The 18,733-nt window shown below is 40.2% G+C and carries 24 protein-coding genes and 1 pseudogene; 6 read left to right on the top strand and 19 right to left on the bottom strand.

The genetic code is table 11. The features are described 5' to 3' along the window. Positions 1 to 36 precede the first annotated feature (36 nt). Both ACIQXR_RS14885 and ACIQXR_RS14880 read right to left on the bottom strand, forming a co-directional pair. Positions 37 to 255, bottom strand: coding sequence for a DUF2922 domain-containing protein (locus ACIQXR_RS14885; RefSeq protein ID WP_402873702.1), 219 nt, complete (start codon positions 253 to 255; stop codon positions 37 to 39). A gap of 36 nt (positions 256 to 291) precedes the next feature. Next, positions 292 to 510 (bottom strand): DUF1659 domain-containing protein, encoded by a 219-nt coding sequence (locus tag ACIQXR_RS14880; RefSeq protein ID WP_402873680.1) that lies wholly within the window; start codon positions 508 to 510, stop codon positions 292 to 294. 209 nt (positions 511 to 719) lie between these two features. Here ACIQXR_RS14880 and ACIQXR_RS14875 point away from each other — a divergent pair, with 209 nt between their 5' ends. Both ACIQXR_RS14875 and ACIQXR_RS14870 read left to right on the top strand, forming a co-directional pair. After that, positions 720 to 1,112 (top strand): thiol-disulfide oxidoreductase DCC family protein, encoded by a 393-nt coding sequence (locus tag ACIQXR_RS14875; RefSeq protein ID WP_402873700.1) that lies wholly within the window; start codon positions 720 to 722, stop codon positions 1,110 to 1,112. A gap of 99 nt (positions 1,113 to 1,211) precedes the next feature. Continuing rightward, positions 1,212 to 1,631 carry a hypothetical protein gene (locus ACIQXR_RS14870; RefSeq protein WP_402873698.1) on the top strand — a complete coding sequence of 140 codons (420 nt, stop codon included), beginning with the start codon at positions 1,212 to 1,214 and terminating at the stop codon, positions 1,629 to 1,631. A 95-nt stretch (positions 1,632 to 1,726) separates the two neighbouring features. On the opposite strand, the gene ACIQXR_RS14865 is transcribed toward ACIQXR_RS14870, so the two are convergent. After that, on the bottom strand, positions 1,727 to 2,233 hold the full coding sequence (locus ACIQXR_RS14865) for a hypothetical protein (RefSeq protein ID WP_402986839.1): 507 nt from the start codon (positions 2,231 to 2,233) through the stop codon (positions 1,727 to 1,729). 206 nt (positions 2,234 to 2,439) lie between these two features. Here ACIQXR_RS14865 and ACIQXR_RS14860 point away from each other — a divergent pair, with 206 nt between their 5' ends. The 3 genes from ACIQXR_RS14860 (at position 2,440) to ACIQXR_RS14850 (ending at position 5,148) form a co-directional block, all read left to right on the top strand. After that, positions 2,440 to 3,090 carry a DUF4247 domain-containing protein gene (locus ACIQXR_RS14860; protein ID WP_402873692.1) on the top strand — a complete coding sequence of 217 codons (651 nt, stop codon included), beginning with the start codon at positions 2,440 to 2,442 and terminating at the stop codon, positions 3,088 to 3,090. Positions 3,091 to 3,107: 17 nt separating this feature from the next. Continuing rightward, the gene (locus ACIQXR_RS14855) at positions 3,108 to 3,521 is read left to right on the top strand and encodes a DUF350 domain-containing protein (RefSeq protein ID WP_402873689.1); all 414 of its coding nucleotides are present in this window, start codon (positions 3,108 to 3,110) and stop codon (positions 3,519 to 3,521) included. A 79-nt stretch (positions 3,522 to 3,600) separates the two neighbouring features. Continuing rightward, positions 3,601 to 5,148 (top strand): polyamine aminopropyltransferase, encoded by a 1,548-nt coding sequence (locus ACIQXR_RS14850; RefSeq protein WP_402873686.1) that lies wholly within the window; start codon positions 3,601 to 3,603, stop codon positions 5,146 to 5,148. Positions 5,149 to 5,655: 507 nt separating this feature from the next. On the opposite strand, the gene ACIQXR_RS14845 is transcribed toward ACIQXR_RS14850, so the two are convergent. The 4 genes from ACIQXR_RS14845 to ACIQXR_RS14830 form a co-directional block, all read right to left on the bottom strand. Then, positions 5,656 to 5,874, bottom strand: coding sequence for a DUF2922 domain-containing protein (locus tag ACIQXR_RS14845; protein WP_402873683.1), 219 nt, complete (start codon positions 5,872 to 5,874; stop codon positions 5,656 to 5,658). Positions 5,875 to 5,910: 36 nt separating this feature from the next. After that, complete coding sequence (locus tag ACIQXR_RS14840) at positions 5,911 to 6,129, bottom strand: DUF1659 domain-containing protein (protein ID WP_402873680.1); 219 nt, start codon at positions 6,127 to 6,129, stop codon at positions 5,911 to 5,913. Positions 6,130 to 6,370: 241 nt separating this feature from the next. Next, entirely contained in the window at positions 6,371 to 6,907 is a 537-nt protein-coding gene (locus tag ACIQXR_RS14835) for a PadR family transcriptional regulator (RefSeq protein WP_402873677.1), read from the bottom strand. 103 nt (positions 6,908 to 7,010) lie between these two features. Beyond that, positions 7,011 to 7,514, bottom strand: coding sequence for a hypothetical protein (locus ACIQXR_RS14830; protein WP_402873675.1), 504 nt, complete (start codon positions 7,512 to 7,514; stop codon positions 7,011 to 7,013). A 135-nt stretch (positions 7,515 to 7,649) separates the two neighbouring features. On the opposite strand from ACIQXR_RS14830, the gene ACIQXR_RS14825 reads away from it, so the two are divergent. Beyond that, positions 7,650 to 8,324: a hypothetical protein gene (locus tag ACIQXR_RS14825; RefSeq protein WP_402873672.1), complete on the top strand. Its 675-nt coding sequence runs from the start codon at positions 7,650 to 7,652 to the stop codon at positions 8,322 to 8,324. Between the two features lie 49 nt (positions 8,325 to 8,373). Here the strand turns inward: ACIQXR_RS14825 and ACIQXR_RS14820 are convergent, their stop codons facing one another. The 12 genes and pseudogenes from ACIQXR_RS14820 to ACIQXR_RS14765 form a co-directional block, all read right to left on the bottom strand. Continuing rightward, positions 8,374 to 8,628, bottom strand: coding sequence for a sigma-G-dependent sporulation-specific acid-soluble spore protein CsgA (locus tag ACIQXR_RS14820; RefSeq protein WP_402873669.1), 255 nt, complete (start codon positions 8,626 to 8,628; stop codon positions 8,374 to 8,376). A 117-nt stretch (positions 8,629 to 8,745) separates the two neighbouring features. Then, positions 8,746 to 9,285, bottom strand: a complete 540-nt coding sequence (locus ACIQXR_RS14815; RefSeq protein WP_402958025.1) for a DUF2247 family protein — start codon at positions 9,283 to 9,285, stop codon at positions 8,746 to 8,748. Position 9,286: 1 nt separating this feature from the next. Next, positions 9,287 to 9,955, bottom strand: a complete 669-nt coding sequence (locus ACIQXR_RS14810) for a hypothetical protein (protein ID WP_402873663.1) — start codon at positions 9,953 to 9,955, stop codon at positions 9,287 to 9,289. Between the two features lie 876 nt (positions 9,956 to 10,831). Next, positions 10,832 to 11,281, bottom strand: coding sequence for a toxin-antitoxin system YwqK family antitoxin (locus ACIQXR_RS14805; protein ID WP_402873928.1), 450 nt, complete (start codon positions 11,279 to 11,281; stop codon positions 10,832 to 10,834). Positions 11,282 to 11,364: 83 nt separating this feature from the next. Beyond that, positions 11,365 to 11,773 (bottom strand): annotated as a pseudogene (locus ACIQXR_RS14800) (Imm50 family immunity protein). A gap of 89 nt (positions 11,774 to 11,862) precedes the next feature. Next, positions 11,863 to 12,381 (bottom strand): SMI1/KNR4 family protein, encoded by a 519-nt coding sequence (locus ACIQXR_RS14795; RefSeq protein ID WP_402873660.1) that lies wholly within the window; start codon positions 12,379 to 12,381, stop codon positions 11,863 to 11,865. Then, entirely contained in the window at positions 12,378 to 14,009 is a 1,632-nt protein-coding gene (locus ACIQXR_RS14790) for a ribonuclease YeeF family protein (RefSeq protein ID WP_402873658.1), read from the bottom strand. The genes ACIQXR_RS14795 and ACIQXR_RS14790 overlap by 4 nt, the downstream gene beginning before the upstream one ends. Positions 14,010 to 14,358: 349 nt before the next feature. After that, positions 14,359 to 14,964, bottom strand: coding sequence for an alpha/beta hydrolase (locus tag ACIQXR_RS14785; RefSeq protein ID WP_402873655.1), 606 nt, complete (start codon positions 14,962 to 14,964; stop codon positions 14,359 to 14,361). 21 nt (positions 14,965 to 14,985) lie between these two features. Further along, positions 14,986 to 15,930 (bottom strand): ring-cleaving dioxygenase, encoded by a 945-nt coding sequence (locus ACIQXR_RS14780; RefSeq protein WP_402873652.1) that lies wholly within the window; start codon positions 15,928 to 15,930, stop codon positions 14,986 to 14,988. Between the two features lie 132 nt (positions 15,931 to 16,062). Then, a complete protein-coding gene (locus ACIQXR_RS14775) occupies positions 16,063 to 17,046 on the bottom strand; it encodes a ring-cleaving dioxygenase (RefSeq protein ID WP_402873649.1) in 984 nt (327 codons plus the stop codon). 252 nt (positions 17,047 to 17,298) lie between these two features. Next, the gene (locus tag ACIQXR_RS14770; protein WP_402873646.1) at positions 17,299 to 17,952 is read right to left on the bottom strand and encodes a 3-oxoacid CoA-transferase subunit B; all 654 of its coding nucleotides are present in this window, start codon (positions 17,950 to 17,952) and stop codon (positions 17,299 to 17,301) included. Positions 17,953 to 17,979: 27 nt separating this feature from the next. After that, complete coding sequence (locus ACIQXR_RS14765) at positions 17,980 to 18,681, bottom strand: CoA transferase subunit A (RefSeq protein ID WP_402873643.1); 702 nt, start codon at positions 18,679 to 18,681, stop codon at positions 17,980 to 17,982. Between the last annotated feature and the right edge of the window lie 52 nt (positions 18,682 to 18,733).

Here is an 18,733-nt window from a genome sequence, read left to right as displayed (position 1 = left end):
CAACCGTCAGAAGAGATAATTCAACCGTTACTGATTTTAAAGCACTTCAACGTCCTCGACATTACGCTCGACCACGCGTGCTCCCTTGATGCTAACGAAATCTCCTGATGAAGTGATGAAAACATTTTGCGCGATGATTTGCTGCATTGCTTGTTTCACTTGATTCACATCCACCGGTTCCTTTGGATTATCCACAGAAATCGTCGACGACTTTCCTTCTTCTGTTACGAAGATCATTTCCAATGCTTTAGCCATACCTGTCACCTCCCTCGTTTTCCGACCTCACATCACTTACCCGATGATAGCGTTCGTATCGACGCGGTTCACTTCACCCATCGGATAATTCTGCACACTCGCAATGGCCTTGGCTGTTGCCGATAATTGATCGACCAATGCATCCGTTTTAATGTTAGAAAAGGACTTACGTTTAAAAACGATCTCCCCTTTTTCATTGAGGCCCGTTTCAAAATCCAATCGTAACGTTGTCGATAATTTGATTTGGTTTGCCATGTCGCTCACCCCCTTTCATACTCTATATAAACTTTTTCGCGGGAAAAGTAGCATGGCGGGTAAAACTTTTTCATAAAATGCGTAAATATGGAATAAATCATGTAAAATAAAAGAAAGAACATCGAAAACCAAAGACGTTTCCATCACAGTAATGTGGGTAGAGAAAGGATGAGGCATTCTCTACACGTCTCTTTTGAGGAGGAAAGTTCATGAATCCTGTCATCTTATTTGATGGTGAATGTAACTTTTGCGATTCGAGTGTCCAATTCATCATAAAGCGCGATCCGAAGGGGCTGTTTCGTTTTGCTTCCCTTCAAAGTCCAACTGGACAAGAGTTTCAGAAGAAGTATCAGGTTCCCGGGAATATCGATAGCATCGTCTTGCTTGAGAATGGCAAGGCCTACTATAAATCGACTGCAGCACTAAGGATATGTAGCCATTTGAAAGGCGCTTGGAAGCTGTTTTATGGCTTGGTCATTGTCCCACGTTTCATTCGGAACACCGCTTATGATTTCATTGCCAAAAATCGTTATAAATGGTTCGGGAAAAAGGAAGAAAGCTGCATGTTGCCTTCACCAAGTATCAGGAAGCGTTTCTTATAAATGAAAAAAAAAGACGAAAAGCAAAGGTGCTTTTTCGTCTTTTTTATATATTCAATGATTTCCCACAAAAATAATAGTTCCTTGAAGGAGTGATTTCCCTTGTATCCACAAACATTATTAGAAATTATAGGGTCTACTATTTTTGTAGTTATGCTGTATGCCACTGCCTTATTATTGCCACAAAAGATCAGGGAATTGAGTTTACTAATGGCCTCTTCCATTACCGTATTCGTGCTTGCATTCTTTGTTATTCGCCCCTATTGGGTTGATTATCAAGTATCCAAGAAGACTGAACAACTCAACCACTATCTTGAGGACAAATATCCGAATCAAAGATGGCAATTCAGTAGGGACATTGGGAGAAACTATAATCCGTATCACGTAAATGTAGAATTTGAAAACGAAAAAGGGTGGACGTATTCGTATTCCTTGAGCAATGAGTTGTGCCAAGGCTCTTGGTCGCCACCAGAAGGAAAAAGCCCCAGTGAAGGGAAACATTTCGAGAAGAGTTGTGATTAGGCCGCCTCTTGTCAGTAAATGATTTCAGACTTTATCTTGCACTTTTTGCACTAAAGTCAAGCCAGCCGCATTCTATTAAACGTTAAAACACTTACTTACTCAAACTTAATGTCTTCCCAAATAAAACGAGGGTTAAATTCATTCGGTTCCAGGTCCGTTTCTTTGTACGTAATCGGCTTTTCATTTGGCATCGTAATGGTTAGTTTCCTTTTATCTTCGCTTAATTTCAAAGTGAAAAGGGTAGTGCGATTTCGATTTTCTTCATTATATAGGATACCCGTGATTGTGGAACCAGTCGGATTCACGATTTCAAAATGCCTAAGTGGATCAATCTCGTTTTTTGTGATTCTCTGAAGGGTATACGTACTGATTTCATCCCTCATGATAATAAGGTACGTGTCATTCGATATCCAATAATTGTACAATTGGCTACCAAAATACTTAGGGGTCTTATAAGAAGGAACATCGCTCGTTTCCACTAAGTCTTTCCCCTCTTTTGTTTCTTGCACTTGGAACTTTCCTTCTTGGATGGCTGGTTCTTCACATGCAACAAGGCTACCTATCATCAGCCATCCAATCATTACTCTTTTACACCTATGCACATCTTATCCCCCTATTCCATTTCTCAACGGGTATCTTTATTATCTATTGATTATAATTCCTCTCTTTTATTTACCATAAAAAGGAACTAATTTACAACCAATACGCTAAAAAAAAAACGATCCCTACATCTTCCCATTTATTATTTTTTACAATTTTTCACTAAAATATACTATTATATTAAAGACAACAATCAAGGAGGAAAGTCATGAAGAAAATGGCCGTCATACTTACTTCGTTATCCGTATTTTTAGCTGCTTGTGGAAATTCCTTTATTTCTTCTCAATATCAAGAAATTGATACGATTGAAAATGACTTAGGGGATCATGGAACGGTTTATCAGGCTTATAGTAAAAGTGTTTCAGAGGTTGCTAGTGAGATCCGGACGGACACAGAACCCGATCATGCTTCAGTAAGCAGTGAGGAAGAGATGTTTCTCCTCTATCCAGAAGACTCAACAGATGAAGTCATACATATTATGAAAGATGAACTAAACCCAGCTAATACGATCATTGAAGTCGTCGAAGAGGATTTTGCCGAAAATAGCTATGACTTTCCTCTTATGGAAACACTCGGCGTTTTAAGTGTGGCTACCACTTTGTATGGCTGGAATCAAGTAGACTCGAAAACATTAAAGAAACGGCTGGGCTATAAGGGTTATGTTAACGCGTTTAGAAATCATAACTCCACTAGTATCCCCACTAATTCTTTGATGGAGGATGAAGAGGGAGACGAATCCGGATCTTCATACACGGGTAGCGGTTATAGAGGGACAGGCAATGTGAAAAAATCATCAGATCCGGACAGCATTAGAAATGGTGATGTTGTACGTGGTGGTGGTCCGGGGACCGGGAAATGACAAGGGGGATATAAGAAATGTTTGAAAACATTATAGACGTACAGGAAGTGTTACTAACAATCTATTACTTTTTGGTATTGGGTGTAGTATCCATTGTTTGTATGTGGATTTTCGAAAAAATCACACCGTACAATGATTTTGAACTGATCAGAAACGGGAACAGTGCGGTCGCTATTCAGTTTGCGGGGAAAATCTTGGGTATCACCTATATCATGAGTACTGCCGTTGACACAAATAATTCCTTACTGGGTGCCGCAATATGGGGCATCATCGGCTTTATCTTGATGATGATCGGTTATTTTATATTTGAGATCGCTACACCGAAATTAAATGTGAGAAAAGAGATTGAAAAAGGGAAAGTATCGGTTGGAATCATTGCAGCCGCTATATCCCTCGCTATCGCCTTTATCATTTCTGGTGCCATTTCATAAGACGGACTAACATGAAGAATCTGAGTTCTTTCAGGTTCTTTTTTGATGGATCATTATAGATTGTGAAGGAGAGAACAGTATGTCAGAAAGAGCAAGCCACATTCAAAAAAGAAGAATCTTCACGTCTTCCGGGATTGTTTCTATATGTGGGATTGTGTACCAGGTACTATATGGAGCCGCTGGTGGCTATCTTTTCGGGGATTCCACATTATTCTATTGTTTAACCATTGGCTTGTTTTTGAGCGGGATGGGCATTGGGGCCATGCATAGCGGTAAATTCCATCGCCACTTGATGTCCAAATTCGTGATAACGGAATATTTGATTGCCTTAATCGGTGGTTTCTCCATCTTCTCCGTTTTTTACATACAAGCAAATTTCGGGGATGGGACATCCAAGGTCTTTTTATTTGCCATCATCATTATCACCGGTTATCTTACAGGATTGGAAGTGCCCCTACTTATTCGGAAATCCGAAGAAATTGATGCCGACTTAAAGGAATCGACTGCTAATGTACTGGGATGGGACTATGTTGGTAGTCTATTGGGGACCGTGGCTTTTGCTTTTTGGCTAAAACCGATGCTGGGACTGATCAAGACCGGATTTTTTATCGCTTTTATCAATATCATCGTGGCCCTCTGGATAAGCTTTGCATTTAAAAAAGAGATTCAACAAACGCATATCAGACTGACGGGGATCTTATTAACCATCGTGATTGGCTTAGGTTTTTTATATGGGGAACAGTATGCCCATACATTGGAGCAGAAACTTTATAGAGATCCCATCGTTTTTTCCAAAAATACGAAATACCAGAAGATTATCATGACGAAAGATACAGGAGATTTACGTTTATACCAAAATGGACAGCTTCAGTTCGCTGAATCAGATGAACATCGATACCACGAAGCGCTGGTTCATATTCCAATGTCGCTTTCCGACAAGAATACGAATGTACTGGTCCTTGGTGGTGGTGATGGGTTGGCGACAAGGGAATTATTGAAGTATAAAGAGATTCAAAACATTACCCTGGTAGACTTGGATCCTGAAATGACGACCCTTTCCAAAGAGAACCCACTTTTGACGAAGTTGAATCAAAACTCCTTTCACTCTAAAAAAGTTCATATTATTAATGAAGATGCCTTTAGTTATTTGAAGAATGCCGATGACGTATATGATGTCATCCTTGTAGATTTACCAGATCCGAATAACGAGTCCTTGAATAAACTCTATACGTGGGAATTCTATAGCTTAGTTAGGAACCACCTGACACCAACTGGCTTTACTTCTATTCAATCGACTTCCCCTGTATTTGCTACAGCGGCTTTCTGGACGATCAGTAACACCGTGAAATCGACAGGGTTATATGTGGATAATTATCATTTAGATATTCCTTCGTTTGGTAATTGGGGTTTTACATTAGCCTCCAGGGAAAAGTTTGATATTGAAACTGCTGAACTAAAAGTGGAAACTACCTATCTTGCGGATGAAATGATTCCATCTCTCTTTTACTTCGGCAAAGATGAAGATCAAGATATAACCATCAAGGGTAAGCATTTTGAGATCCCCGTTAATTCATTAAATAGACCCGACCTTCTCGATTTATATGAAAGAGCTTGGGATTATTATTAACAACAAGAAAGTTGAAACTTTTCCTCACTCTTTCCGTACTATCTATTATAAATTATTTACAGAGGAGGTATTTTATTGGATAGGCCTAAGTCGGTAAATAAATCCAGTCTTGTTCTTCCTGTTTTCTTTGGAATGGGAATAGGTGCGGTAGTTGGGCTAGTTGCTTATGTTAAAGACTGGCTCTGATTAAAAATGAGCGAGACGGAAAGCAGATCATGCCTTCCGTCTTTTTACTGCTAGGACGTGGACTATCGCCATAAGTGGTTGGCAGTCGGGCTCAATTGCAGTGATATATCTCACTATTAACCTTAATCAAGCTGTTACACTTTGGATTGTGTTAGGAAATAGAGCATGTACGAACAAAAAGCTCATCTTTGAAGGACCATCCCTTCAAAAATGAGCCTAATTCGACCATTGTGGCGATTAATTCAACCATTATGGGCATTAATTCAACCGTTACGACGGATAATTCGACCGTCAGAAGAGGTAATTCAACCGTTACTGATTTTAATGCACTTCGACATCCTCGACATTACGCTCGACCACGCGTGCTCCCTTGATGCTAACGAAATCTCCTGATGAGGTGATGAAAACATTTTGCGCGATGATTTGTTGCATCGCTTGCTTCACTTGATTCACGTCCACCGGTTCCTTTGGATTATCCACAGAAATCGTCGACGACTTTCCTTCTTCGGTTACGAAGATCATTTCCAATGCTTTAGCCATACCTGTCACCTCCCTTGTTTTCCGACATTACATCTCTTACCCGATGATAGCGTTCGTATCGACGCGGTTCACTTCACCCATCGGATAATTCTGCACACTCGCAATGGCCTTGGCTGTCGCCGATAATTGATCGACCAATGCATCCGTTTTAATGTTAGAAAAGGACTTACGTTTAAAAACGATCTCCCCTTTTTCATTGAGGCCCGTTTCAAAATCCAATCGTAACGTTGTCGATAATTTGATTTGGTTTGCCATGTCGCTCACCCCCTTTCATACTCTATATAAACTTTTTCGCGGGAAAAGTAGCATCGCAGTGGAAATATATTTTAGAAAATCTCAATAAAAAAGGAGACAGCATTTACACTGTCTCCACTAGAAATCACCTATGATTATCCTGATAGAACTTACTTACCATTCAACCTTTATGTCTTGCATGGGTAGATTATTTTTTCAAAACTAAAGCATCATGCTTTCAAAGCGTGAGCTGTTCATGAAGTCATGCCCGTTCTTTTATGCGTGCTCTAAGTTCTTCCAGCCATTCGGCGTTGTGCTGCGCCCGACTGTGTGCATGCTCCTGAATAAACTTAACTCCCCAATAGTTCTCAGCATTTTCATCAATTTCGTGGCTGAAGCTTGTGTAGGTTTCCCAAGTCTTACGCTGTTTTTCAATTTTCTCCTCTAATATCGTGAGCACTTTCTCTACCTTCACGTGCTTGATATAGGAAAGGGCAATATACATTTCATTTATTTCAGTGGCCTTTTCAAACGTTTGGTAAATCCGCTTGTTTAATTCTTCTCGTCCCGGATCTGTAATTTGATAGACATGCTTGTCTGGCCTGTTCTCTTCCTTAATGGTTTCCACAGCACGGATAAACCCCATATCCGCTAACTTATCAAAATGATAATATAATTTACTTTCGCTTATCCCCGTAAATTTATCAATAGGAATTGGTTCGGATAATTGCTTTTTCAACTTATATGGATAACTATTCTCTTCAGCCAATTTCCCTAAGATATAAATCTGAATCGACACGTCAAAACTCCCCTTCAGTCGTCACTTGTCTATAGTTTAACAAATTTACGCTATATATTCTGTAGGGATTTCGACTTTCACTTTTCAGATCGTCAGAAACGGCTTATTCCTCAAATCCCCATTCGTAAGTAGGATTAAATTCGTTTGGCTCCATTACGGTTTGTTTGTATGTAACAGGAGGCTCATCCGGCATGGTAATCGTCAGTTTCGTATGGTCGTCGTTAAGTTTTAGTGTGAACGTAGTCGTCCGATTCCGATGTTCTTCATTATAAAGTACACCTGTCATGGTATTGTCAATGGGTTTGACTATTTCAAAATGTCGTACCTCTTCATAATCATCTCTCGTTATCCTTTGCATGGTATAGGTACTGATGGGGTCCCTTAAAATGAGAAGATAGGTTCCTTCTGATATCCACCCTCCATATAAGTGTCTTCCATTATATTTATAGGCTTCATACAAAGGTTCATCGTTCCCCGTTTTGGCATCCCCGACTTCTTTTTCTGCATGTACCGCTTCCTTATCGTCATTGAATGGTTGTTGGTCCTCACATGCAGCAAGGAGACTTATACCAAGGAATCCCATCATGATTTTTTTGAACGCTGACAATAGCACACCCTCCTATCGGGTCATTTCAAATAGTATTCGTAATGGTAGAGTTATCCCCCTTTAAAAATACATATTTTGGACGAGAGTGTATTTCGTATTTTGGTAAACAATAAGGAGCGAAAGGATGTGGATGAAATGTCATTAGAATGGTTTGACAGAGTATGTGGGGAATTGCAGGACCATCTTCAATCGATTTGTGATAAATACGATCGGATTGGCAGCATGACCGTGGAGCGAGGAGCAAAACATCCACGCATCGAATTTTATACAGAATTAGATGAAGATGAGCAGGAGAATTTTTGCGCCCTGTTTTTCGATCCGAAAAGTGAAGAATTTTATATGGAATCCTTCGACATCGATTTTGGGCAAATAAGCAAGGTGCTATTACCTGATATTGAAGATATCGTGGAGGCCGTCCATGAAACCTTCCATGCTTACATAGAAGGGGACGACGACGAATACGACTATGAACTCGATGACGACAATAATGGGTTGGAAATCGTGTCAGGCTCCATGTCCTATCCTTCAACAGGAAACGATGATTCTGAGGTATTCGAAATCGATGTTGAATGGGAAACGCCAGAAGTGACGGCTTATATAAAAGAAAACGAAGTAGAGGTCACCTATCAATTCGGAATCGTCCAGGAAACAGGTGATGGACTGCTGAGACGGGTCAATCGGATCTGGACAGAAGAAGACGATATTATTTTAAGAGATGAAACGAACTTCATGTTCAGTAAAGAAGAAGCTGGTACCATCATCTCGATGATTGCGAGTCATATGGATTCTCTGACTAGCATGGATGAATAGGCTAATAAGAAAACCTTGTCCGGTGAGCAACATGGACAAGGTTTTTTTCTCACATAATCAGTTGTTCATACACTTCATTTAATTGCGTATAACGTTCGGAATCCATCGCCTCTTTTGCATGCGCCATTTCCTTAGGAAGAATTCGGTTAAGAAGTTCTGATTCCTTTCCAGTAAGCTCACGAACGAGCTCCTTCTCCGAATGGAACTGACCATGTTTAATCTTATCGTAAATGTGCTGTGCCTCCGGGTGCTGATCCGTATAATTAGACAAGATCTCACGTAAGTAACCAATCGTGCGGTCCATCCAAACCACTCCTCTCCTGGATTAGTAATCTAAACTAGATTGTCCAGGAGCAGGGAAATCTATACAGGAATTTGGAGGGTATTGAGCTTAACTTGTGCTTTTCTATCAGTCAAAGTCCTAAATGGCAATATCATTTTGTAAGTATTGTTTTTCTTGGTTTAGAAAGACAGTAAATAAGTTAATTAATCTAACTTCATTCTCTTCTTTCGAGTATTGAGAAGGATTAAATCCGTCTTTAGGAGCCAGATAATGAATAAAGCTCTCCATGTCTTTTGGATAATCAAAGTCGGCATACACTTCAGCAACCTTGTTTAATAACTCCTCAAAATCATCTTGATATCTCATTTTTAAAGAATCAAGTATGCCAAATCTCCATTTTCTTTTTTCAAGATGGGAACGTCGGGAGTCTAAGTCCAAATCACTGATATCTGACTCTTTCAATATAGTTTCCAATAAGCTCTCGTAATCTAATTCATCTCCACCCCAAGCAAGCTGAATAATGTTTTGATTGCTAGTGTCTGGATAGTTAGTTAAATATTCGACTGCATAATCAGTTATGTCACTATATTTTATTACATCTAATTTTAATCCTATATATAATGTTCTCCAATCGTAATTAATTTTGTTTTGCTTGAAAATATCTACAGAAAAGTTCATTCTAATCACCCTTAAACATTATCCCTATTTCTTCAAATGAGTTTTGGCTCTCTCTTAATCCTTCTATATCATCTGTTCCTAGAACTTTAATTTCATTTCTAGTTAAGACAATATTACTCTCTTTCCTTTCAACCTTCCTCTTGTATAAAGATTCTAATAACTTGATTTGATCTTTTGACATCTTGTAATATTCACGCCAGGCATCTATTGCTGATGTGTAATCCAATAACTGATTTTCAATAAGATAACCACCACTTTGTACGAATTTCACTATCGTATCATTCGATGATACGCTATTAATATCCCCCCAAAATGCGGTAGTAATAGAAGGTATAGTTTTCCCATCATCTCCCTCCATCAATAGATATTGAAGAGCCTCATTTTCTGCCAACTCAATAATTTCTTGGGAAGCACCTTTAAAATAATCTACAGCTCTGTTGATATCTGTTCGAATAATATTTTCATTGCGAAAAGCTGCCACGATATGCTTTTCAGTAAAAGTCAGAGTCCCCCGCCCCCCTGAACCATCTATCATGCTATAATTCGAACCATCCCAGGAATGTTCATATGATAATTCAGGATATCGGGCTACCATAATAGCATGCGCTATCATTGCTACCATACAACCCTTCCATAGATTTTCTTTATTTAATTGGTCATTCCAAATCATTGCCATTCCCCTTTTTGTTCCTTATCCAGTTCCCCCTAAAAGATTTCTTTATTTCCTGAAGACTGATATACAATTTGAATATTAAACTCTCTTAATTGAGTATTAATCACTTCAGATGAACATAAACGCTTGCACTACAGAAATCTTTCCTCTACAGCTCAGTTTTAAGATAAAGCTTTAAACTTTTTATAATTTAAACTAGTAAAATTGCCAGAAGAATGCGATTAATTTTATAATAAATCCTCAGAAATACTGTGGATCAACCATTTTAGTCTCTCTTCATTCATTTTCCTCATGCCATATCTTTTAACGAATTCCTGTACATGTTCCCAGTTATTTAGTTGCTCTATTAAGTTTAGCTCATCTCTGAGTTTTTGATGATATTTAGTATTTTCGAACGAATTAAAGTGTTTTATTTGGTCAGTTAACTCATCATAGTTAACACTTGCGTTGAAATAGCATTCAAGAAAATACTTAAAGGTTTCAAGTTTTAATTCATCATTCAAAGTCACCACAACCTTTATTTGATCATCGGAAAACTAGTAATATTTTAACCCTAGCTCTTGTGTCGAGTCTCATACTATACAACTCTAGAGTCCGTTACATTGTTTATAAATTTCAAAAATCTATCATTCCCATTATACATAAATTGGATTTCCAAAGATCTTTTTATATAGAAAAAACCGAACAACGAGTCACTTTTATATGAGTGTCATTGTTCGGGTTTAGTTAAGCCAACCACTTTATCTTTGTCATTTCACGTGAACCTAAAGGATAATAACGCTTACTATTCAAGCACCTTTAAAATAATCTACAGCTCTGTTGATATACGTTAGAATAATATTTTCATTGCGAAAAGCTACTACAATGTGCTTTTCAGTTTTTTCCCATATTGGAGAATCGATCAATAAGGGCTAATTCTTCTTCTGTTGGTGAAAATTTTTGTTTAATTATCTCCCCTTCTTTATCCCATTCGGTATACCTTAAACAAACACCAAATTTATATTCACCCTCATATTTTTTTTCGCCGCTTTCGTACCACATTCTCCTTAACCCCCTAGTTTGTCCTTTAATCATATAATCTATGGACTTCACCTTGCCATTGTTGTGAAATCTAACAAAATCACCTTCTAAAAATCCTTCGTTATAATAACTATAATAAGCCAATTCTCCGTTCTCATATAACTCGTAGGCTAGCCCATTAAAAGGTTTTCCTCCCTCGTCTTCAGGATTATCTAAAACTTCATCACTATATGAAGTGAACCAAAGTTTCTCATCAAAATCCGTTCCATGTTCAAGTACATATTTCTTATCTAAAATATCTATCTTATTTCCTATTTTTTCTCACCTCAGGAGCCCAATGTTCATTTACAACTTTCATTTTATCTTTTTTTAATTTCTAAGAATTTTTACGGTAACCCTATTAAGCCAGGAGTAACCTTTTCTACATTTACCCATTCCAAATTCGTATTTATTCTCAACCCATTATTCCCTTTTATTTCTAAATAATTATTCTCCATCTTACCTGAAAGATCAAATCGAGAAATTATATTATCATTGCCCCACCCTTTTATATCTAAGTTACTAATAGTTAAAAATGATAGTTGAATATAAACCACGTCCCAGTGGTCCCAACGCTTTGGCTTAGTTTTAACTTCTTCTTTCGTCATTAAAGTCATACGTCATTAAAGTCATAAATAAAATGGGGCCATCTCTTATAAGCTGAATATCTAATAGCTCTGCACCTTCGAATACAGGTATATTTCCAAATATACTAGTCAATGCTTGAGGATTCATGAATTTCTCTTCCATCATCATAAGTTCCACCCTCTTCTGAACGACTATAAAATGTTGATTTTAACCATTCGAATTGTATTTACCGCTATTTTTATAAAATCAGCAACAAACTAGCTTTTTAAAGCAACTATTTCTTCTCGATTATAATCAATCATCGCTAAAAAATATTCATTAAAATTTTCATATCTATCAATCTCTTCCCCAGCAAACCAAATTACTTTTCCTGGATATGGTGAATGGGGTAAACCTATAACAAATAAATCCTTATCATATTCGGTCGCGGCAATAGGTAACAACTGATTTCTAAGAAAACCACTTTCTTTTATAACGTCTTCTTCTATTGAATTTAATAATGAATTTGCATAATCCATAGCCTTAGATTTCTTTAGTTGCTCTGTCCCAAATAAATCAACTGTCTGGTAAAATCCCTTCCATCCATTTGCATATTTCAGGAAATCCCGATAAATGGAATCGAGTTTAAATCCTATTTCCATTTCAAGTTTAGCTATCTGTTCTTCAGTTGTCGCCACCTCCGGAAAATGGTGTGGCCAAATTTGTTTCACATCTTGTTTCATAATTTCCTGTTTTACTATAACCATTGCCGTTATTTTTTCTGTCCAATTATTCATTCGTCTAAATCCTCCTTAACAAACTTAAATTCTGTAGGTCTATAACCTATAGGATATTTTTTCGCTTGTCCTCCAAGACTCGTATTAACTTTAGGGTCAAGATCTAACCAACTATGTGGGTCAGGTTTTCCTCCCCAAGTTGTGTCAGGAACATGACCTACATGACCTTTATATGGAGTCCCACTCTCCGCGGCTCTCTTCCCTTCTAATCTTGCGGATCTGGACGCATCCTGTCTTAATTTTCCTTTAGTTGATATCCTTCCAGTAGGTGACAAAGCTCCATCTTGTAAAGCCTTATTTGAACCCTCAACATAAGCCTTAACTTGAGCTATTTGTTCTGCAGAAGCACCTGGAGGAGCTTTAACCTCTACTGGGCCAGTATTCGTATCATTATTTAATATACGTGAGTTAGGTCCATTTAATTTCATACCATTCTTCATGACACTACCCATGCCAATTATACCTGCGAGGGTGAAACCTTGTTCTCCTCCGGAATATTCATTGCCTAAGAGGTCCTTTCCGGTTAAATAGGCATTTGCTTCATTCGCACTGGTTAGACCATAGATTCCTTTTTCGGCTTGAGCCATCCATTTCATTGAATCAGCTGTTTTATAGGCGCTCATTGCATGCTCTGCAGCATTCATTGTTTTGGCTGTTTTATAAATCGCACTTCCGCCTTTGACAGCACGCCCAGCCCAGCCGACAATGGGTATGAATCCGGCGGCGGCCATCGCGCCCGCGGCGATTCGTTCGGCTTCGGAAAGTTTACGACCTGTGACGGGATCGACTCCCGTTGTTGCTCTTACTGAATCATAATACCCCGTGATTTCCCCTGTAAAGGTTTTTGTCGTGTCCCAGGCTTTTTCATACCAAGGGCGGTTCTCGAGTTCTTCCATTTCCTGTTCGAGTTTCCGCGCTTCCTCTTCTTGCTGCTTGAAGTCCCGGTATCCTTGCATGTTCTCGGCCACTTCACCCTTCACTTGATAAGCTTGACTCGCTTGAAAGGCACTTTGGTTGAAGTTCATCGGGGAAACGGTACCATCCTGACTGGTGGCTTCAAGTAAGGCTTGCAAAAGACCAACGGCAACGCTTTCCTGGGCTTCGCTCACTTGGTATTCTTCTACTAATTTATTATCTACTTCCTGCACTTTCTTGATGGTATCGTTCTTTTCTTTTTCCGCCTTTTCCATTTTCTCATGGAAATCTTCTTGATCGAACACCTTTAGTGGAAGGATATCATCAATGTTCTGGAAAATCTTTTGGAGATCGGTGGACTGCTGGTTCACCATCGATTTGGCGTTGGAGAGACCGTGGGTCACTTCCCCCTCTAAAAACGGCACCTCAACCACAGTCTCACCGGATAGGTCGGCGTCTTCCAATATGGCCGGAATGCCTTTCAGAAAGCTGATTTGGGTCGTGAATAATTCGATCCAGGCATCGGCAACGATGACTTGTGCCCGATAAAAGTTCTTGATGGCTGTAGCCCCGGATCCGGCCAGTTCTTCATCCAAATCGACAATTCCCTGGAATTCCTTTTTCAGTGTCTCCACTTGCCCCAATAGGTCTTCATATTGCTTGGCACGTGACCCGACTGCCGATTTCAATGGCTTCGCTTCAAAAATCGTCATAATCGCTCATCCCTCTGCAGGGAAAGGGGGATGGTGCTTTTCAAAAAATAAATCTGAGCTTTCTCCTGTCCTATATCCAAAAGAAACACCTCATTATTATTGGTATATTTTTCATATTATATAATTATAAGGAAGATAGTCAGGGAGATAAATAGGGATAAATATGCTAATTACCCGATTGACCAGGATATAATCCTCATCTATTCACGAATACCACTAAGACTTTATACCCTCTCTACCTATAATTTTTCGATAGTGATAGAGTTTATCGTTAGGTAATGAATAGGCCAAACTAGTTGTAACACACAAAAAATCCACCATACAAATCGTAGGTGGATTTCTTGATTGATTAATATTTTTCTTGATACCACTGTTTCGCAGCATTCACTTCATTCATCGTTAATTGATGTCCATGGTTCTCCCATTGTACATCTACCGAAGCATGTGCCGCTTCTAGTAATTCTTTAAGGTCGATGGATTCTTGCTGTGGACAAATCGGGTCATTGACTCCGGCTGCGATGAAGACGTTCGTACCTGTTAAATCAGGTAAAGCGATTCCACGTCTTGGCACCATCGGATGATGTAAAATTGCACCCTTCAAGGCGTCCGTAAAGTGGAATAATAGGCTCGCCGCGATGTTCGCTCCATTTGAATACCCGATTGCGATGATATTTTGACGATCAAATGCATAGGTAGCTGCCGCTTCATCCAGGAAGCTATTCAGTTCATTCGTACGGAAAATCAAATCCTCTTCGTCAAATATCCCTTCCGCCAAACGTCTAAAGAATCGGGGCATCCCGTTTTCCGATACATTCCCTCTTACACTTAGTATAGAAGCTTCTGGGTCGACGATGTCAGCTAGCGGAAGCAAATCATTTTCATTCCCGCCCGTTCCATGTAAAAGCAATAAGACTGGTTTATTCGGATTCGTTCCTGGCTTAAAGATATGTTTCATTCTATATTCTCCCTTTCCTTATCATCTCACTTTATTGGGTGGTACTTGAATGGGAATCAGTGATTGAACGAGATGCTCACGTTGCTGCTCGAATTGTGGCGGCAACATAAGTTTCGTCCCCATCGTTTCAGGACTTTCGTCAATCGCGAATCCTGGCGGGTCGGTCGCGATTTCGAATAAGATCTTTCCTGATTCACGGAAATAAATCGCATCGAAATAGTTGCGATCCTTCACTTCGGTCACATGCTGCCCATGATTCATTGCATACTCTTGCCATTCCAAGTGGTCGGCTTTGTCGTTCGCACGCCATGCGATATGGTGCACCGTACCGGCACCTATTGTGCCCCGAACGCCTGTGACCATTTTCAAATCGATGATATTGCCGATGTCAGCTAGAGCTTTGAACCGTGTGTAATCGCCTTCTACACCCATCATTTCCAGACCTAACACATCCGTCAATGTAGCGGCCGTTTCACCTGGTTCACATGAATAAAGGGTGGCGCCTCCGAACCCTTTTATCGCCACTTCCCTTGTCACATCGTCCACTGCCCAAGCATTCTCTTCGCCCGCTTCACGAGCGACAAGTTCAAGGTGAAGGCCATGCGGATCGTCAAATTGTAAATACGTTTCGCCAAAGCGCTTCACTTTTTCAAACTCCACATCATATTTCTGTAACCGGTTCTCCCAAAAACCAAGCGCTCCTGTTGGCACGACATACGACGTCACACCCACTTGTCCATCGCCAATCCGCCCCTGACGAGCATTTGCCCAAGGGAAAAAGGTAATGATGGTCCCCGGATTTCCCCCTCCGTCACCGAAGTATAAATGATACGTGCCAGGGTCATCGAAGTTTACCGTTTGCTTCACCAAGCGTAAGCCCAGTACACCTGAATAAAAATCGATGTTTTCCTGCGGATGGCCGACAATGGCGCTTATATGGTGAATCCCTGCCGTCTGTTTTTTCATCTTCGTTTCCTCCTTATTTAGATGAATGCTGAGCACATAGGTCAAAAGAATTTAACCTATTTGCTCAACATTCTTCTTTTTATAAACACACCATGTACACGTACTACCTGCACATGGTGTGAACGGAACTGCTTACAAGTACTCTTTCTCAATCTTCATCGTACTGCGGACCGTATCGATCGGGCGGACCATTTTCTCGATTAGTTCCCGTTTCGATTCTAAAAATGGCGGCAATGATAAGATTTCACCCACCGTTTCATATGGCTCATCGCCCATGAATCCTGGACCGTCCGTAGCCCATTCAAACAATATGCCAGGTGCGACACGTGCATAGAGCGATTCAAAGAAGAAACGGTCCACATAGCCAGAAGTACTGAATCCGAAACTTTCCATACGGTCGATCCATTCCTTCAATACACTTGTATCTTCCACGCGGAAGGCTGCATGGTGCACCGTACCGAAGCCTTGGCGTCCACGTGGCAAGACCGTATTATGTTCCACGATGACTTGTGCCCCATTCCCGCCATCACCAACTTCAAATAAAAGAAGCGACCCTTCTTTGGCAATCTCACGGAATGCCATGACTTTCTCCAGCACTTCTTTAAAATAGTCAATTTGGTCAACCCGTACATGAATCGGTCCCAATCCTGTAATCGCAAATTCAAGCGGAATCGGTCCTTTTTGCCATGGTGTGCCTGAAGCCACTCCCTCATTCAACTCGTCTGATACAAATTGATACTGTTGATCGTCGAAATCAACGAATGATAAAGACTTTTTCCCGAAAAGATCTTGAATGCCTGTATGTTTCACTTGTAGCTTGTCAAAACGTTTGACCCAATATTCGAGAGCGGCATCTGTCGGTACTCGGAATCCCGTTTTGAAAATCTCATTCGTACCATGCGTTCCTTTTGGAATACCTGGAAAATCGAAGAATGTCATATCCGTCCCAGCACTTCCTTTGTCATCCGCAAAGAATAAGTGATAGGTTTGAATATCATCTTGGTTTACCGTCTTCTTGACCAAACGCATGCCCAATACGAATGTGAAAAACTCATAGTTTTTTTCTGCACTGCTTGTTATGGCTGTTACATGGTGAATTCCTTTAATGTGATTCATCAACTTTCTCCCCTTTTCATTGTGCTTCCTGTTTCAAATTATCTCGAATTCGAGATATTATATAAAAAATAAATGAGATCTATTGACCCATTGTTCTTAATTAAAATATATTTAATTCGAGATAATAATATCACATATCTATATCTTGTGCAAATGCTTCTTGAAAGATTCTTACCTTACACACTAAATCCTAATTTCCCCTCCCCTTCAACATGCAAAGAGAAAATTAGGATTAGACACAAGTCCACACTTTTAGTTTTTAGCTAAACATTCAGGCGCCACAGAAAAATGGGCTTCCGTCTTTTCTTTCACTTCTTCTATGGAAACATCTCCTTGCGTCTCAATTAGCACCATTCCTTCAGGGGTAAAATCAAACACGGCTAGATCGGTGATTAAACGATGCACAACTTTTTGACCAGTCAATGGCAGCGAACATGTTTTTTTGATTTTCGACTCTCCATGTTTGTTCACATGTTCCATAATTACGACCACCCGCTTAGCCCCGTTAACGAGGTCCATCGCACCACCCATTCCTTTCACCATTTTCCCTGGTATCATCCAGTTGGCCAAGTCCCCCGTCTCGGACACTTCCATTCCCCCAAGAATGGCAAGATCGATATGGCCGCCGCGAATCATGGCGAACGATTCTGCGCTATCAAAAAAGGCCGATCCCGGAACGGCCGTGACCGTTTCTTTCCCCGCATTGATCAAATCCGGATCTATCTCCTCTTCCCGTGGATACGGACCAATGCCAAGCAAGCCATTCTCCGATTGAAGCAAAACATTGAAATCATCCGGGATCTCATTGGCAATAAGTGTCGGCATACCAATGCCCAGATTGACATTCATGCCGTCTTCAATTTCCCTAACCGCCCTTTTTACGATGACCATACGTGTATCCTTCATCATCAGACACCCCATTCCCTTTAAATTTTATCCTTGTGCAACCGTCCGTCGTTCGATTCGTTTTTGATAATTGGATCCAAGCAAGATCCGCTGTACATAAATGCCTGGTGTATGAATTTCATCGGGATCCAATTCACCTGGTTCGACGATTTCTTCTACCTCCGCAATCGTGATTTTCCCGGCCATCGCCGCAAGTGGATTAAAATTCCTTGCTGTCTTACGGTATACAAGATTCCCAAGCGTATCGGCTTTCCACGCTTTTACAAGGGCAAAGTCCCCAACAATTCCTCTTTCCAATAGATACTTCTTGCCGTCGAACACCTTCGTTTCCTTTCCTTCTTCTATAGGTGTACCGACGCCCGTCGCTGTATAAAAACCAGGGATTCCTGCCCCACCAGCCCGGATTCGCTCCGCCAGTGTACCTTGAGGCGTTAATTCGACTTCGAGTTCCTTACTCAAGTATTGCTGTTCAAATATTTTATTTTCCCCCACGTAAGATGACACCATCTTTTTTATCTGCTTATTCTGAAGCAACAGGCCCAGACCCCAGTCATCGACGCCACAATTGTTACTGACAACCGTCAAATCTTTGGTACCTTGTTCCTTTAGCGCCTGTATGGCATACTCCGGGATGCCTGACAACCCAAAACCGCCAACGATTATAGTGGAACCGTCCTCAATATCTGAAACCGCTTCCAAAAATGAATGCATCACTTTTCCTTTTTTCATATGTTCGCCCCCTTTAGTATCATAAATATTCTGAATAGTATTATTGTTTAAA

Origin of the sequence: Peribacillus sp. NPDC097224, assembly GCF_044761985.1 — a bacterium.
GTDB lineage: Bacteria > Bacillota > Bacilli > Bacillales > DSM-1321 > Peribacillus.
The sequence above is the reverse complement of the archived record's forward strand: the minus strand, read 5'-3'. Positions and strand labels throughout refer to the sequence as shown.

Bases quoted from the DNA above. Each gene is read 5' to 3' on its own strand.
- ACIQXR_RS14885 (WP_402873702.1), bottom strand. From the start codon at position 255: ATGGCTAAAGCATTGGAAATGATCTTCGTAACAGAAGAAGGAAAGTCG.
- ACIQXR_RS14880 (WP_402873680.1), bottom strand. From the start codon at position 510: ATGGCAAACCAAATCAAATTATCGACAACGTTACGATTGGATTTTGAA.
- ACIQXR_RS14875 (WP_402873700.1), top strand. From the start codon at position 720: ATGAATCCTGTCATCTTATTTGATGGTGAATGTAACTTTTGCGATTCG.
- ACIQXR_RS14860 (WP_402873692.1), top strand. From the start codon at position 2,440: ATGAAGAAAATGGCCGTCATACTTACTTCGTTATCCGTATTTTTAGCT.
- ACIQXR_RS14855 (WP_402873689.1), top strand. From the start codon at position 3,108: ATGTTTGAAAACATTATAGACGTACAGGAAGTGTTACTAACAATCTAT.
- ACIQXR_RS14850 (WP_402873686.1), top strand. From the start codon at position 3,601: ATGTCAGAAAGAGCAAGCCACATTCAAAAAAGAAGAATCTTCACGTCT.
- ACIQXR_RS14845 (WP_402873683.1), bottom strand. From the start codon at position 5,874: ATGGCTAAAGCATTGGAAATGATCTTCGTAACCGAAGAAGGAAAGTCG.
- ACIQXR_RS14840 (WP_402873680.1), bottom strand. From the start codon at position 6,129: ATGGCAAACCAAATCAAATTATCGACAACGTTACGATTGGATTTTGAA.
- ACIQXR_RS14825 (WP_402873672.1), top strand. From the start codon at position 7,650: ATGTCATTAGAATGGTTTGACAGAGTATGTGGGGAATTGCAGGACCAT.
- ACIQXR_RS14820 (WP_402873669.1), bottom strand. From the start codon at position 8,628: ATGGACCGCACGATTGGTTACTTACGTGAGATCTTGTCTAATTATACG.
- ACIQXR_RS14815 (WP_402958025.1), bottom strand. From the start codon at position 9,285: ATGAACTTTTCTGTAGATATTTTCAAGCAAAACAAAATTAATTACGAT.
- ACIQXR_RS14810 (WP_402873663.1), bottom strand. From the start codon at position 9,955: ATGATTTGGAATGACCAATTAAATAAAGAAAATCTATGGAAGGGTTGT.
- ACIQXR_RS14795 (WP_402873660.1), bottom strand. From the start codon at position 12,381: ATGAATAATTGGACAGAAAAAATAACGGCAATGGTTATAGTAAAACAG.
- ACIQXR_RS14790 (WP_402873658.1), bottom strand. From the start codon at position 14,009: ATGACGATTTTTGAAGCGAAGCCATTGAAATCGGCAGTCGGGTCACGT.
- ACIQXR_RS14785 (WP_402873655.1), bottom strand. From the start codon at position 14,964: ATGAAACATATCTTTAAGCCAGGAACGAATCCGAATAAACCAGTCTTA.
- ACIQXR_RS14780 (WP_402873652.1), bottom strand. From the start codon at position 15,930: ATGAAAAAACAGACGGCAGGGATTCACCATATAAGCGCCATTGTCGGC.
- ACIQXR_RS14775 (WP_402873649.1), bottom strand. From the start codon at position 17,046: ATGAATCACATTAAAGGAATTCACCATGTAACAGCCATAACAAGCAGT.
- ACIQXR_RS14770 (WP_402873646.1), bottom strand. From the start codon at position 17,952: ATGAAGGATACACGTATGGTCATCGTAAAAAGGGCGGTTAGGGAAATT.
- ACIQXR_RS14765 (WP_402873643.1), bottom strand. From the start codon at position 18,681: ATGAAAAAAGGAAAAGTGATGCATTCATTTTTGGAAGCGGTTTCAGAT.